General features: G+C 43.0%; 12 protein-coding genes and 1 pseudogene. All 13 read right to left on the bottom strand.

Going from position 1 to position 15,371, the window contains the following annotated elements; all coding sequences use genetic code 11:
• Nucleotides 1-39: 39 nt before the first annotated feature.
• A complete protein-coding gene (locus BN587_RS01535) occupies nucleotides 40-2,433 on the bottom strand; it encodes a CRISPR-associated helicase/endonuclease Cas3 (RefSeq protein WP_021719389.1) in 2,394 nt (797 codons plus the stop codon).
• A 416-nt stretch (nucleotides 2,434-2,849) separates the two neighbouring features.
• Nucleotides 2,850-4,175, bottom strand: a complete 1,326-nt coding sequence (locus BN587_RS01530; protein ID WP_021719388.1) for a hypothetical protein — start codon at nucleotides 4,173-4,175, stop codon at nucleotides 2,850-2,852.
• A 135-nt stretch (nucleotides 4,176-4,310) separates the two neighbouring features.
• Nucleotides 4,311-5,630: a M18 family aminopeptidase gene (locus BN587_RS01525; RefSeq protein WP_021719387.1), complete on the bottom strand. Its 1,320-nt coding sequence runs from the start codon at nucleotides 5,628-5,630 to the stop codon at nucleotides 4,311-4,313.
• Between the two features lie 36 nt (nucleotides 5,631-5,666).
• Nucleotides 5,667-6,500 carry a deoxyribonuclease IV gene (locus tag BN587_RS01520; protein WP_021719386.1) on the bottom strand — a complete coding sequence of 278 codons (834 nt, stop codon included), beginning with the start codon at nucleotides 6,498-6,500 and terminating at the stop codon, nucleotides 5,667-5,669.
• A 30-nt stretch (nucleotides 6,501-6,530) separates the two neighbouring features.
• Nucleotides 6,531-7,181, bottom strand: coding sequence for an MmcQ/YjbR family DNA-binding protein (locus BN587_RS01515; RefSeq protein ID WP_021719385.1), 651 nt, complete (start codon nucleotides 7,179-7,181; stop codon nucleotides 6,531-6,533).
• A 56-nt stretch (nucleotides 7,182-7,237) separates the two neighbouring features.
• Nucleotides 7,238-7,501: a DUF1653 domain-containing protein gene (locus BN587_RS01510; protein ID WP_021719384.1), complete on the bottom strand. Its 264-nt coding sequence runs from the start codon at nucleotides 7,499-7,501 to the stop codon at nucleotides 7,238-7,240.
• A 175-nt stretch (nucleotides 7,502-7,676) separates the two neighbouring features.
• Complete coding sequence (locus BN587_RS01505) at nucleotides 7,677-7,871, bottom strand: hypothetical protein (RefSeq protein WP_021719383.1); 195 nt, start codon at nucleotides 7,869-7,871, stop codon at nucleotides 7,677-7,679.
• Nucleotides 7,861-9,141, bottom strand: a complete 1,281-nt coding sequence (locus BN587_RS01500) for a DinB/UmuC family translesion DNA polymerase (protein WP_021719382.1) — start codon at nucleotides 9,139-9,141, stop codon at nucleotides 7,861-7,863. Before BN587_RS01500 ends, BN587_RS01505 begins: the two co-directional genes overlap by 11 nt.
• A 221-nt stretch (nucleotides 9,142-9,362) precedes the next feature.
• Nucleotides 9,363-10,694, bottom strand: a complete 1,332-nt coding sequence (locus BN587_RS01495) for an RNA-binding domain-containing protein (protein WP_021719381.1) — start codon at nucleotides 10,692-10,694, stop codon at nucleotides 9,363-9,365.
• A gap of 662 nt (nucleotides 10,695-11,356) precedes the next feature.
• Nucleotides 11,357-12,943: an AAA family ATPase gene (locus tag BN587_RS01490; protein ID WP_021719380.1), complete on the bottom strand. Its 1,587-nt coding sequence runs from the start codon at nucleotides 12,941-12,943 to the stop codon at nucleotides 11,357-11,359.
• A 180-nt stretch (nucleotides 12,944-13,123) separates the two neighbouring features.
• Complete coding sequence (locus BN587_RS01485; RefSeq protein ID WP_021719379.1) at nucleotides 13,124-13,576, bottom strand: hypothetical protein; 453 nt, start codon at nucleotides 13,574-13,576, stop codon at nucleotides 13,124-13,126.
• Between the two features lie 172 nt (nucleotides 13,577-13,748).
• The gene (locus tag BN587_RS11665; RefSeq protein ID WP_303684776.1) at nucleotides 13,749-14,105 is read right to left on the bottom strand and encodes a PD-(D/E)XK nuclease domain-containing protein; all 357 of its coding nucleotides are present in this window, start codon (nucleotides 14,103-14,105) and stop codon (nucleotides 13,749-13,751) included.
• Nucleotides 14,106-14,744: 639 nt separating this feature from the next.
• Nucleotides 14,745-15,317 (bottom strand): annotated as a pseudogene (locus BN587_RS11660) (AAA family ATPase); the annotation flags it as partial.
• Nucleotides 15,318-15,371 lie beyond the last annotated feature (54 nt).

The following is a 15,371-nucleotide window of genomic DNA, read 5'->3' as shown; positions in this document are numbered from 1 at the left end:
CAAAGCTCATATTTGTTGATTACGGGAATGCTCCATTGCTTAATAAAAAACGCCTTCGCCACCTATGGCATCTAAATTCAAACCAAGCTTATCATCATAGTAAGCAGAATCATTCAAGATATAGATGCCAAAATAATCATTATATATCACTGGTGCATCTTTATTTCCTTCTTTTAATTTTTCTATTTGATATTGGTAGCATGTAACAGTATATCCAGTTGCTTTCTTTATAACTTCCTCAGCATACACAAAATTATACATAGCTTTCTCAGAATTCAGCTCACTAATAACATCTTGCCCCTTCCCATAAGGCACTATCATTTCAACGGTAATATTATCAAAAACATTAAAATACTTTCCTGCCGTCTTTAACTGTTGCGCCAAAAAGTAACCATCTGCAACATCATGTTGATTTAACAATCCGTATAAAGACTTATGTAAATTAGGTACTAAAAAATCTTGCTCACCCTTATCCATCTTAGAGTACAGCTTTCTATAATAAAAGGAAATAGCTGCATCGGAGTTCAAGCTAGTATAATGTTTTTTTAGTTTAACTTCCTGTAATAAACTTTCAGTTGCTCCTTTGGCAGTTCCAATCTCTTTAAGCCGATGAAGTTTCTCTCCCAATAAATTTACAATGTAAACCGACTCTAATTTATTTTCGCCATTTCTATTGCATCTTCCTGCTGCCTGAACAACACTATCCATTCCAGCCTGTAATCTAATAACACAGTTAAAAGAAATATCCACACCAGCCTCAATTACTTGAGTTGCAACGCAAACAATTTGTTTAGGATCTGGCAAACTCAAATCTATTTTCATTGACTCTACTATCATTTTTCTATGCTTTGTACACATCGAGGCAGATAAATGATACATTGGAACGGTATTGTTTACTTCAGCCTGTAAATTCTCAAATAATTCTTTTGCCTCTCGTTTTGTATTGCATACAACTAGAAGGCTTTTTTTGCTCCTTATTATTTCTAAAGCAAAATCAGATAACTCTTCCATGCTCATAGAACCCTTGTCAACTAATTCCACACGTTCAAAAACCTTTAAAGTTTCGGAGGGCAACGTAATCAAATCACTAACCTCGCTTAATAATTTATGCTCAGCATTTTCAAAGGACGGTTGGGTAGCGGAACACAAAATAACAGTTGCGTGACATTTTTTCACAAGAAAGTTAATAGTTAAATTAAACAGGGTAAGCATTTTGTTTGGCAAAGACTGCACCTCATCAAAAACAATTACACTATTACACAGAGATGCAAAACGTCTGACTGAACTGGTTTTTCCTAAAAACATAGTATTTAGAAGTTGCACTAATGTTGTTATAATCATAGGATTATCCCATGACTGCATAAGCAACTCTCTCTTATTTAATTCTTCGACATCACTGTTTTCATCATCAATGACATTAGAATGATGTTCTAAAATAATACTATCATCCTGTACTGCTTTTCTTATTTCCTGTGCATTTTGTTCAATGATGGACAGTAAAGGCATGACAAAAAACATTCTTTTTTTATGATATTTTTTTGCATGTTCCAAGGCATAACGCAATGAACTTAAAGTTTTGCCACCACCAGTCGGAACATTTAACCTGTATATTCCTTCAGGTTTTTGCGCAGCAACAGCACATGTAGCAGAAATCTCCTTGCGTGCTAAATCTATATCTCGATCTGTCTTAAAATTTTTAATATAAGAATTAAAATTCTCTAAAGCCTTGCTCCAATCCAAGCTTACCTGCTTAGTTACCTCATTTTTTTCAAACTCCATAGTATCTTTTCTATCGGCATCTATAACTGCCGATGTCAGTAAACGACACACCAATGAATAATAAAATGGAATTTCATGTTCTTCATCATCCTCTGTTCTATCTATACTAACTATTATATCGGCAAGATTTTTTATTTCAGCTGTTGCCTCCAGGAGCAATTTTTCAATTTCATCCTCACTGGCACATTCATTATAGAAGTTTTCTATAGCTTCCTCAGAATCAATGTTTTCTTTTTCTAATCTGTAAGCAAAGGCACTTTCATCATTATCTTTTATGCAGTCAAATAAGCCGTGATGTGCTCCGATTGCATAGGCTATCAATTCAATAGTTAAATCTTGGAGGTTATTTGTGCCAACATATTTAGCATGTTTCGCTAAAATCAACTTTACACCTGCAAAAGTATGATTAACAGAACCACGCTTAACTTCTTTTTCATTGATAACTGCATCTTCAATATACTGCACAAATCTTAGTGTATGTTTACCAACATCATGTAATAAACCTGCAAGATAAGCAGTCTTTTCCAACCCTACTGCTTTTAATGCTTCACTAGCATATTTTGCCGTATTACGGCAATGCTCAGCAACAGATTGAAATGAATAAGTTACTTTACCATCACAAGATATTTCTTTTCTTATATGCGCCAGATACATATTGAGCACCTTTCTTTTATCTTTCAATTATATTTTAATGTAACAAAAGTCGATTGTCAAGGATTATTATTTCTGCTAAGAACGCAAAATTACCTTGTCTTCTGAAGCTTGTTATTGTACAATGAAAGAGTCATATACTTTTGGTATATGTGGATTGAAAAAATTATATTTTTATGTATGTAAATAGAGATACTAAAATGTATCTCTATTTTACATTTCTGCTAATTTATCTTTAGTGTATCACACTACAAAGACAGTTTTTGTCTATATCAAAGAACTCACTTATTACCTTGAATAAAAAATTTAGGAATTTGCAAAAAAGTTCAGTCTATTAATTTTTTAAAATTACAGACTGGACTTTTCTAATTCCACAAGGAATACCTATATTGTATATTCTTTTATTATAAAAATCCCCCCTACCTCACGCGTATACGCCTGCCCTCGCCGTTCGCCAGAAAAATCTCTCCCATCTGCAATCTGCCGTCCACAATCTTAAAGACATCGCTTTCAAACGTGCCCACCTTAGTTTCAATCTCTACATTACTAAAGGCCAGCTCACCGCTCTGGTCGCTGAAGCTGCCACGCAGGCTCAAAAACGGCACCAGCAAATACGTTCCCTTGCCCGTAGAAAAGCTGCCGTATACCAGGTTATTGCCCTTAGGCCCCTCATTGCGGAACTTTATCTTCAAGGCTACGCTCGTATTTATCTTGCTGCTTTTGGCAGCCAGCGAAGCCATCAGGTTCTTGCCGTCAACATCAATCTTGTAATAGCGCTTATCAAAATGATATAAGCCTATCGCATCAAAGGTACCGCCAAAAATACTGCCCGTCACATCCTGAAAGGTTATCAGCGCATTTTCATAATGATAGGTGCCGTTGATATTCGTAAAATACAAATCGTTCAGATGCAGCTCTTTCAGCGCCAGCGCACCATCAATCAAAGGCTTCCTTAAGCTGCCTGTCATCTGCCCCGTCACCGTCATCGCATCCTTAACATTGCGCATGCCCAAAGAATCGGGAATAACATCATACAGGCAGATATTGATATTCGCCTTCTGCTCCCCCTGCAGGTCGCAGGTGCCATCAATATTCAGTCCCTTGCCTGCAATGCTGCCGCCGTAGCGTCCTGCCGCCAAATGCAGCTCCAGCCTTTGATGCTCATGTATCTGCGCCGTGCCGTCCACGTCATTCAAAATAAAATGACGCTTTTTATATTCTGCCGACAGCACCGTATCATGCAAAATCAGCTTAATATTCGGCAGTCTACCTTTTATCTGCAGATGGCGCTTTTCCATAGGCACCTCGTCCGGCAGGATACTTTCCTCCGCCGTCTTTTTATTCTGCAGGATATCCAGGCGCATTTTATCATCAAAGCCAAGATGAATATAAGCACCGCTCAGCTCAACCTCCTGCACCGTATCAATGCCTGCTATACGCAGGATGATGTCCTTAGGCTTAATTTTAATGCGTCCCTCCGGTACATCCACCAAGCGTTCATGCTCCGGCGAATCCCAGGTCAGGTTTTTAAAATACACGTTGCCCCAGATATCGGCACGCAGCTCCTCGGCCGTCACGCTTCCTGCCAGCACCTGCTGCTTAGCCATATAATAGTTAAAAAGCTCCGCCGCATGACGGCTGGCACGCTGCGCCAAAAAGAAGTAAACAGCGCCGCCCACCGCCAACAGGCAGACTGCCAGCATTGCCAAATGTGTTTTAGATAATCTGCGTATTGCCTGCAACATATAATCACCTCTTTCGCTTCTAAACTTTCTAAGCTCAGTATAGCACCACGCCGAACTGCCCGCAACTAATAGTAAAGGCACAGCAGACCTGTCACCAGCATCTGCTATGCCCTTTGATATACGCATATTAAATTGTTATTTCAGGCAGTACGTTCCGTCGGCAGCCTCCGCAACAGCGACGGCAAAAAATGCCTGCGCCAGCTCCGCCAGATACGCCGTATCCTTAACGCCTGCCATCTCGTAGGCGGAATGCATCGCCAGCTGCGCCAGGCCGATATCCACCGACTTGATTGCTACCTGAGCGGTGGAGATATTGCCTAAGGTTGAACCACCTGCCACATCCGAACGGTTATAAAAAAGCTGCAGCGGTACATTCGCCTTTTTAGCCAGCAGCTGCACCAGCGCGCCGGATACCGCATCCGTAGTATATTTTTGGTTAGCGCTGTATTTGACAACCACACCCTCATTGGGATAGGTCTTGTTCGTCAGGTCATTTTTATCCGTATGATTAGGATGCACAGCATGTGCATTGTCCGCCGAAAGCATCAGGCTGTTAGCCAAAGACACCAGATAATCCTCCTCGTCCCTGCCCAGTGCCATATTGATGCGCAGTAGCGCATCCTTTAAGAAGGTCGCCGCCGCGCCCTGCTTCGTGCCGCTACCAACCTCCTCGTTATCCAGCATGCAGAATACCGGCACACTTGCGCCTGCTTCTGCCGCCAAAAAGCCCTGCAATCCGGCAAACACGCACTGCAGGTCATCCAGCCTGCCACTGGCAACATATTCCTGCTCCAGGCCCACGGTAGTCGCAGGCATTCTGTTATAAAGGAAAAGCTCCGTATCCACAATCTGCTCTGAGGTAACGCCGCAGGCCTCCGCCAACAGCTTCTGCAGGCCACCCTTAGCCGCAGCACTGCCGATAAGCGGCAGCATATCCGTCTGCGCGTTCAGCTTTACGCCCTCGTTAGCTTCCCTGTTCATGTGGATTGCCAGATTCGGAATCATCATCAGGTCCTGCTCAATATTAACAAGACGCGCTTCCAAGCGGCCGTCAACGTTGCACAGCACGCGTCCGGCAACGGAAAGCGGCCTGTCCAGCCAGGTGTTGAGCAGCATGCCGCCATACATTTCCACATTCAGCTTCACATACTTTTTGTCTACTACGATTTCAGCATTATTCTTCAGCTTGAACGCCGGCGAATCGCAGTGGCAGGCGTAAACCTGAAAGCCCAAATAAGCCTTTTTAGGAAGCACAAAGGCCAGCAGCGCCGAACCATTACGGCTGACATAATATTTGCCGCCTTCCTGCAACTGCCATCTGCTGTTTTCCTGCAGCTCGGTAAAGCCTGCAGCTGCAAGCTCCTCTTTTATATTATTCACGGCAAAAAAGCTGTTGGGCGTTTTATCCAAAAAAGCGCACAGCTTCGCATTCAGCTCCTTATAAGCCATTTCCATTTCTATCTTTCACCTCTTGCAAAAATTCTTGATATATTACTCTGCAAAGCGCTCACGCAGCAGCTTGATTTCCGCAGCGTAGCCCGGCAGCTCGTTCGGTGTTTCCAAGTAAAACGGCAACGTGCGCAGCGCCGGATGGTTAATCACCGCCGTCAGCGCCTCCAAACCGATATTGCCTGCACCGATGCACGCATGACGGTCCTTATGACTGCCGCAGATATTCAGGCTGTCGTTCAGATGCACAGCCTTCAAACGCTCTAGACCGATGATCTTGTCAAACTGCGCCAGTACGCCGTCCAAATCATTAACTATATCATAACCGCCGTCAAAAATATGGCAGGTATCAAGGCAAACGCCCATCTTTTCATTAAACTGCACCTTGCTCAAAATCGCTGCCAGCTCCTCAAAGCTGCGGCCCACCTCCGTGCCCTTGCCTGCCATCGTTTCCAGCAAAACCGTGGTATGCAAATCCTTGTGCAGCACACTGTTGAGCAGCGACGCTATTTTTTCTATGCCAACCTCAGCTCCCTGCTTCACATGGCTGCCGGGGTGAAAATTATACATATTCCCCGGCACATATTCCAGCATCGCCAAATCGCCCTCCATCACCATCTGCGCAAACTCCAGCAGCTTCTCGTCCGCAGCGCAGGGATTCATCGTATACGGAGCGTGTGCCAAAATCGGCGCGAAATTATGCTCCTGTAGCAGCGCATTCAGCGCCGCCGCGTCCTCGGGCTTCACAGCCTTGGCCTTGCCTCCGCGCGGATTGCGCGTAAAAAATTGAAACGTATCGGCACCGATTGACAGCGCCGTCTTTCCCATCGCCAGAAAGCCCTTCGATGAGGATAAATGACAACCTATATGTAACACTTGCTCAATCTCCTTTGCTATTTTCTACTGCTATTTTTCCACCAGCTGATAGCTTTCCGCCAACAGCTCCTGCACCAACGAAATGTCTGCATCCTTTTGCAGCATTACCGTCAGCCAATGCTTTTTGTTCATATGATACGCAGGATAAAAATGCTGCCTGTCCACCAGCTGCAAAACCTTCGCCGGAGGCAGCTTAATATTCAAAACATCAACCTTCCCCGCCTTCGCTATCCCCAGGCTTTTATAGGGAATCGTCATAAACAAAGCGTACCATTTATTTCTCCGCGCCGTCTTAAAGGTAAAATTCTCCGGTGTTTCCGGCCACGGAGCGTCGGGAACAGTGCCGAAGCGCTGCGAGCAGTAATCCATCAGCTGCAGCTTAACATTGCTTTTAATCAGGCACTGCATCTTTATTTCTTCCAGCAGAGCCTCTGCTTTCTCACGCACGCTCATCACGTAACCGCTGATGTTATCGGCAACGTTAAAGGGCAGGTACTCCTCATCCGTATCGCGTTCCAAAACATTTACGGATAAGGCCTTGCCTGCAAGCGTAACGACAGCGTAAAACTCTGTTTCCGGCAACACCTTGCGCAGTGTCAGCTCTGCGCCCTTCTGCACAAAGCCATAGGCCAGCGCCTTTTTTATATCAACATCATATTGCTCTAAAATAGGATAAAGCATTGCCCTTCCCCCTGCAAATAAAATTATATGCACCACCGGTATAATCGCCTAAGCAATCAGCACTCCTGCACAACCTCAAAGCGGTACTTTTGCTTAATCGCAGGATATTTTTCGCGGTCCACCTCGCTCATAAACATAGCGTACGGTCGGGCGCAAATCTTGAACGGAGCATACAGCGCCTGATAAACCACCAGCTTTTCGCCTGTTTCCGTATGCTCGGCAAAGGCCAGTATTTTATATAAGTATTCCGTCGTAGGATTTGCGATAGTCTCTCTTTTAAAATGGCGCACAATGTCGCCCATATACATTTCTCTAGTCATAATATTAACCTCCGGAAGTATGTAGCTTATATAATTATACTACAAAACACGTCTGCTCTGCTACGTGCTGTAAAGGATAATAGCGTAGCAGTCTTCAGCATTAATCTCATAAAGCGGCAATGCTATACGGAACGCTGCCAGATCTAATCGCACTTCCCGGCAAAGCAACCTTAACCTACCCGTCGTACTCTTCCTTTGCATCCACTTCCGCTGCCTCTATCAGCTCCCGAAACCCCTTCAAAGCGTCAAAAGCAGCAAACTGCTTCGCACGCACGCTGTAATCTGCATTATCCTCGGCTGCAGCCTTAAACGGATTATGCACCGCCTGGCGCCTGCCTCCCTTGCGAAAATACTTATCATCATTCACCATTATGACCTCCAATCAACGTATTCCTCAGCTTGCCCGTCGCCTTTTCCCGATAGCTGATTCCGCGCAGGATAGCATTCTTGCCATACTTACCCTTAATATCCAGCAACGCCTGCTGCACATCCCGGTCCTTGTCCTCATCAACATCATACGGCGCAAACAGCGATTGCTCCGCACTGCCCAGCCAGGCAAGGTTATCCGCGCAAACCGTCAGCTTCCTGATTGGTTGATTTTGCAGCGTCTTTTCCTTATACAGCGCAACAAAAAAATCCTCCAGCACCTGAAACGAATCCGTTGGCTGCGGCAAACGCCTGCTGCCGCCGGTCGGTACATAGCAATCCTTGCTGTAGCCTATCTGCAGGCTTATCGTGTTGCACAGCATCTGCTTTTCCACCAGCTTCAGCGCCAAAAGCTCCACCATCTCCATCAGTACAATCAGCGCATCCTCATAAGCATAATCCTCAAAAAGAATCTGGCTGTTGGAAATACTGTGCGACTTGGGCCTGTACGCCTTAAGCTGCTGCATCGTGCAGCGTTCCCGTCCCCAGGCGTGGTCGATTAAATACTCCGCATTCACGCCGAATTCCTTATACAGCCATTTTTTGTCCGCCTGGCAAATGCCGTAAAGGTCGCAAATGCCATGACACTCCAATCTTCTGGCAATCCCCTTGCCGATGTTCCAGATATCAGTCAGCGGCTGGTGATGCCACATCGTCTGCTTAAAAAGCTCTTCGTCAAGATATGCTATATTATCCGGCTTGTGCTTGGCCTGCACATCCAGCGCCACCTTCGCCAAAAACATATTGGTGCCCACGCCGCCGGTAGCACAAATACCAAATTTAGTATATATAGAATCCATCAGCAGCTTCGTAAACTCCCGCGGTGTTTTTTTGTAGAGCCGCAAATAGGGTGAAAGATAAAGAAAGCATTCGTCAATGGAATATACGTGAATATCCTCCGGACTGAGGTAATCCAAATAATTGCGATAAATGGTAGTAGAATATTCCATATACTTCTTCATGCGTGGCTTGGCTATCGTGTACTTAATCCACGAGGGGATCTCGTACAGCCTGCACCTGTTGCGCACCCCCAGCTGCTTCAGCGCCGGGGAAATTGCCAGGCAGATTGCGCCGCGTCCGCGCGCAGCATCGGCTACCACCAGATTCGCCGCGAAGGGATCAAGCCCGCGCTCCACGCATTCTACGGAAGCAAAAAAGCTCTTCAAATCTATACAAGCATAGTATTTTTCTGTTTTCTGCTTATTGGCTTCCATGACAAATTCCTCCCGCGCTTTAAGCGAACATTCGTTGTGTTTTTGTAATGTTATTATAGCACTTTACGAACATAATTTCAATATAAAAAGATTTAGTCAGTGTAGCAGCTGCCAACGGAAAAAGGCTGACGCCCTGCGTAAATGCGAAGCGTCAGCCTGTATTATATGCTTTGAATTATGGATATAAAATGCCTAAAAATTTGTAGCTTGTCCGTTATAATTTACTCTTTTCTAAGTTCATACCGTGTGGTACGACTTCCACCGAGCTGTTTGATTTGACCACTATCTACCATTGCTTTCAGAATACGGCTAGCCGTAGACTGACTAACCTTCAGCATTGCCTGTGCTTCTTTTCGGGTAATAATTGGGTGCTCACTCAAAAATTGTAGGACTTTTCCCTCATTTGAATTCAAAGCCGGAGCTGCCGCATTTTCAATTTCCTTACGTGCTTCTGCTGCTTTTGGCGTGCCATTCACATTAGGAAGAATGATTTTGAAAGCGTTGTTAGTTGTCTTAATCTCCGGTTGCACCGAGGCATTTGCATAAGCTCCCATGATTTTCTTCATGCCGGTGCCATATGCTTCAATCAGCTGCAAGCGGTAAAAGATATTGGCAAGGTGCGGATTTCTACAAACAGAAACACCCATCATCAAATCGTCCAGTTCTAAACCTGGAAGCAACCCGCCGATGGACACGAATTCAATCCGATCATCGTATATGCTAATCAAGGTACTAGCTCGGAAAGAATAATCTCTGTGTACCAGCGTGTTCAGCAATGCCTCGCGGACGGCGACCTCCGGGTAGTCCCGTGTATCAATCCGCAGGAGCTTCCGAAAAGTCGCATGTGTCTGATTGTGGAAATCAATATAGTCGTAGACATCATTGAGTTGCTGCATCAGAGAGCCGGAAAACTCCCGGCGATCCTTAAATACATTCTGATTTATTCCTTCAAACACGGCCGCCTTGATTGTGTGGAGACACTGCTCAGACAAGAGCAACCCTAGATTCGTATAAATGCCATCTGCGGAAACGATTTTCAAAGTCTGCATTTGCGGCTGTCCAAAGGCAACATTTCTTTTTTCAAATTCCTTTTTTGTTGCCTCAAAGGTCAATGCCTGATTGATAGACCGCATATTCTCAAAGCTATCTCCATCGGTTTCCTTGATCATCTGCCGAATAGCCGTATCTGTTGCCGGTACAGAAGAATATCCCTGCCGCACATAGACACCCTCAGGCCGCAGTCCTTTCTTTGCCAGATAATAGGGACGATTTGTTCCGCGCTGAATGTTGACGGCCACAACTGCTTTTCCATCACATTCTAGCGTTTCATAGTGAATGAACATGGTGACATCCGGCTTTACAGCATCTCGTACCATATTGGAAATCTGCAAGGCACACTCATCTGCATTTTCAACTCCCAACACTTTGCCATCGTCTGCCACCCCCACATAGACCGTGCCTCCGTCACAGTTGGCAAAAGCAATGATCTCTTTTTTGATATCATCCATCACGATGGACTTTAATTCAACTATTTCTGTTTCCCGAAATCTCATTCTGCTCACTCCTCAGTTCTATTCTACTCATATTCTAATCATTCTAATCATATTTTAATCATTCTAATCATAATTGTCAATCACACTGCTTAGAATAATGAGTAGCAGGGGCATCAACAAGAGCAGCATGTGTCCTAAATTATATATATTCTTCGGGACACTTGGCACAAATTATCAGCTGCCAACGGAAAAAGGCTGACGCCTTGCGTGAATGCGAAGCGTCAGCATGTGTTATTTGGTACTGCACAATTTTTATAAGGTGATTGTACAAGCACCTCTTGCATAATTTTTTATCAAGAAGCCTTTCAGTAAATTTTGCCATATACTTTAAATCACGAACAGAATAACCCTTGCTTTCTGGAAATGCCAGTCAATCCTTTTATTTCATGTAATTCCATTATATAAGGCATTGCCTACTATTTTTCAATATCACTGCCCCCCATCCCCCTTACGATATATCTTCTTCAACCAAAATATTAAAGAATTATATCACCAATGAACACAACCCTCGACGAATCTCTCAAAAAACTCAACGCGCACCTTACCTCGTTATTATATGCTATGCTTTGTTCATCAGCTGAACACCGACATGTTCAAAAAAATCAAGCCTACTGAATTACTGACCATGTAATCCAGTAGGCTTTTTTATGCTTTAAAAATTTTCATTTAGCAATCCGCTCTATGCTGCAGCTATGCTCCTTCGTCTTCTTATCATAGTTAATCCCTACTAAAAGAACACTGCCAGCATATTCCTTGAGCGCTTCCGCATAGCGCTTCTCTTTAATCTGTTGCAATGCTGTCTCAGCACCCCTGTTCCATTTCAGCTCAACCACCAGCACAGGATAATCCTCTCTACACGCTGGCTTGGGAAGATATACAAAATCTGCAAAGCCTCTCCCGGTCGGCAGCTCTCTGATCGGCTTGAAATAATAATCCATCGCAGCTAAAAAAGCAATAGTCAGCACACCACTCAAAGAATTTTCATCGTTATACTGAATGACAGAGGTGTACTGATTATGAATGCTTTCCATCATCTCCGCAACAGCTTCTGTATCCTCATCCAATACAGCTTCCAGCAAAGCGCGTGACTCCTTCTGAAAGCTAATCAGCTCACTCCACTTATTTACCTTCGTTGCCATTGCAAACTCAAAACGTATTTCTTCATTAGGTATAAACGCCTGATTCTTTTTCTGATCATAAGCAAGATACCCTAAATGTATGAGCAACGTCAAGACATCGTCCTTGCCTCTAAAGCTTACCATATCATTTTGAAAAAAATACGGTATAACCGCCACAGTGTCGCCCGCTAACATATCAATAATAGCAGACCGCAAGCCATCAAAATCCATATTGATCAGCGGCAGAATGGATTCATACGTTCCCGTCTGCGTCCAATAGCTTTGGAAGGTTCCCTGCAGCATCAGGCTGACAACAGCACGCGGATTATACACATGGTAATCTTCCAATTGATAACCATCATACCAACGCTTAACCTCAGCAAAGTCCTTTTGATATTTTTCACATAAGACCTTGACCTCACCTTCAGTAAAGCCAATCCAGGGTGCCATCAGTCCTGGCCCTATCATCGTATATTCATCAAAATTATTCAATGCCGACTGAGTTTTATACTTCTTTATGGGCAAGATGCCTGTAATATAGGCCAGTGCAATAAATTTCGTAGGCTCTACACCTTTGAACAGGTTATGCAGAAAGTCAATATACTCATCCTGCACCGCCTTATTGGTTGCCTCATCTCTGATAAGCACATCCCACTCATCAATAATTATCACAAATTTATTGCCGGTTGCTGCGCTAATATAAGACAAAGCACCGGAAACCTTATCTACATGTTCAGGAATGACTGCTCCATAGATAGCACGCAATTCTGCTAAGATAGTCTGCGTAATAAAGCTGACCGTTTTTTCCGCACTACCAGCTTCTTTAAAACACCACTGCACATCAAAATGAATAACATCAAATTTATCGAGATACTTTTCATAGCTGGCATTCTTTTCAATCTGCAGTCCCTTAAAAAGCTCTCTGGAATCGCACCCTTTGCTATAATAAGCAGCCAGCATATTGGCAGCCATAGACTTACCAAAACGACGCGGACGGCTGTTGCATATAAATTCCTGTGGCGTACCAAGAAATCTGTTGGTCAGTTCTATCAATCCGCTCTTATCTATATATATTTCTCCATTAACCGCATTTTGAAAAGCGCTGTTATCAGGATTAACAAATCTGCCCATCTGCCTTAACCTCCTCGCATTTCACGTTACTTCTATATAAAATTATAGCACAAAGGACTACTGCAGTATATAATAAACAGCATTGAAAAAAATACTTCAAGCTTGTTTCTGAAGCACTTAAATGCCGCAAGCATAGCTTCTCAAAGCAAGGCTGGCTTGCCTCCTGACATTCCTTCCAGCCTACTCTAAATTATTATAGCGATTATAACTATCAGTCCAGGTCCACGGCAGCGCCAGCAGGCTCAGCTCCGCTTCCTTCCAGGGATACTCCGGCTCCTCCTCCTGCTTCTCGTAGCTTTCACATATTTCCTCGTTATACTGATCGAACACAAGATAAATCATTCTCTGCGTCTGCAGCCAAAATACCCGCATAACAATAAAATGCAGGAAAATAAACAAAGGCAGCACATAATCACCCCGGTACAATTGGTGTCTGATGGGCAACCCCAGAATAAAGATGGTCGCAACCAGTACTAAAAAGGAGCCACGTTTTCCCAGCATCGTTTCGCCAGCCTCCTCCAGCGCAGGTGCCACATAATCACAAAACGTCCACTGTATTTCAAACTTGCGCATCGCCAAAACCATGTTAATACAGCCTAACGCCCCTAAAAGATATTCGCCAAAATTTTCCACGCTATAACCCTCTTTCCTTTTCCATTCCCAGCCAGGAATACGCTACTCTATGCCGAGCCTCCTGCATATAAAATCATTTTTCAAACAAAATACGAGAGTCAATTACACCTACCTAAAGAGTTAGGTGTAATTGACTGCTTTTTATGCCCAAAATTATGTATTATTGTTATGGTTAGTTGTTCCTTACTGCTACTTCTTTGTTGGCGAAGGCGATGCCATATTTGTATATGGTCTTGACTCCGATGGATATTAAGTCTATATCATATTTTTTCTCGTTGATCTGATCAAAAGCGATTTGAGCTAAATGTTCTAAATTTTGTTTTTTCTCTTTGCTTTCATCTGCTTTTATTTCAATGATAATCCCTGGCATTCCTGCGTTTTTAGGAGCAAGCTGGATATCATATCTTCCGTTGCCGCTTTCCCTGTTGGAACGGATGGTATGAGTATATTCAAAGATAGTGATAAGCCCAAGCATAAGGCCGTGATAATAGTTTTCTTTCAGTCCGTCGAAGTAGCTTATTGTTTTCATCAGGAATTCGCTTAGTGTATTTTTGATTATTTTACTATTCTTTTCCAGTAATGCATTTCTTAGTTCTGTAACTGTGGTTTCGCCTATTTCATTATTAAGCAGGCTTATGATTTCTTCTCGGTACACAGTCCTGATTTCCTTATTAGGAATATTGAGCTTGCAGATATAGGCTCCGTCTTCGTTGATAGTTGTTGCGGTTGATTTCAGGTATCCGGTCATAAGAAGAAAACCCAGTATATTAGTCTGGGGTTCTTTCAGTCTCGGGTAGATGATATTTGTCTTGACGATTGAAGTTACTTTTCCGTTTTCTTTTAGGAGTTCGTAAAGATTCTTATAGGTAGCTTCGTTGTATTTTTTTAGTATTTCATGGATAATAGTGTTTTCTGAGGTCTGGCTCCAGTAGGGAATCGCTTTATAGTTATTGCTCAGATAGTTGATTACAGACCACGGATTATAGATTTCAGTATCGCCAAATTTGTAGCCATCGTACCAGCTCTTTATTTCTGTAATTTTTTCTGGTACGCCATAGTATTCAGCTATGGAGGTGATTTCATCATTTGTAAATCCAAAATAATTACTGAATTTGTCATCAAGGACGGAATCGACACGAATATTGTTAAGCCCACTGAAAATACTTTCTTTAGCAACGCGCAGGATTCCTGTCATAATGCTTAGAGTGACATTGGGATTATCCTTTAATGCAGCTGAAAAAAAGTTTCTGATAAATTCTACAGCTTTTGCATAATAATTATTCGTAAAACCTTCCTGTATGGGGGTATCGTATTCATCAATGATAATAATCGGAGCTTTTTTATGGTGAGCATTTAGCATACGGCTAAGTGTTTGCAGGGAAAACATATAATCTGTTTCTATTGCAGTGTTATTGATAATACTTTGGTAAGTAACTGCATCTACTTTAGAAACAAATACACTGTTTTCTAATTCTGTATGTCTTGCATATTCCATACGTATAGTATTTTTCAAAAGATTATAGGTAGTTTCCCATCTCATAGATTTACAGTCTTTTAAACTGATAAAGATTACCGGGTATTTCCCTTGGCATTGCGTATATTTTTCACCTTGCTGCCAGATGGCTTTGTCTTTAAAGTATATACTGGTATCTTCGTTAGTTTTTTCAAAGAAAGTACGGAGCATATCCATATTTAAGGTTTTTCCGAAACGTCTCGGGCGTGTAAAGAGAATAATATTGGTTTTTTGATCAAGTAAATCTTTTGGTAGATTGTATAATCAACTTGAACAAAAAAT

This window comes from Phascolarctobacterium succinatutens CAG:287, from assembly GCF_000434895.1.
GTDB classification, from domain to species: domain Bacteria; phylum Bacillota; class Negativicutes; order Acidaminococcales; family Acidaminococcaceae; genus Phascolarctobacterium_A; species Phascolarctobacterium_A succinatutens_A.
This window is presented reverse-complemented; position numbering and strand designations above follow the sequence as displayed.